The following is a 372-nucleotide window of genomic DNA, read 5'->3' as shown; positions in this document are numbered from 1 at the left end:
AGGCCCCACACTACCATCGGCGCTACGGCGTTTCACTTCTGAGTTCGGCATGGGGTCAGGTGGGACCACCGCGCTACAGCCGCCAGGCAAATTCGTTGTGCCGTCCTGTGTCTTTTGCACTGATACCGCGTTGCCTGCGCTGGTAAGCTCAGTCACATACCTGAAGTATGCTCCTTCCCTTACTGCACTTGCCGCCTTGTCTCAGCGCAAAATCCTTCGGACCATCGTCCGCAGAACAAGCTAAAATCTTTATCCGTTAACAAGCTGAATATCGTTGTGTTGTCTCTCAACACGCGCCAGAACGCTTCTGGCGTTGTAAGGTTAAGCCTCACGGGTCATTAGTACCGGTTAGCTCAACGCATCGCTGCGCTT

General features: G+C 54.0%; 1 rRNA gene. It reads right to left on the bottom strand.

From position 1 onward, the window contains the following. A 5S ribosomal RNA gene (rrf, locus tag MKZ79_RS21185) occupies window positions 1–87 on the bottom strand; the annotation flags it as partial. Window positions 88–372 lie beyond the last annotated feature (285 nt).

The organism is Erwinia sp. CGal63, from assembly GCF_037026505.1.
Classification (GTDB): Bacteria; Pseudomonadota; Gammaproteobacteria; order Enterobacterales; family Enterobacteriaceae; genus Erwinia.
Note: the sequence above shows the minus strand (reverse complement) of the source record. Positions and strands in the feature narration are given on the sequence as shown.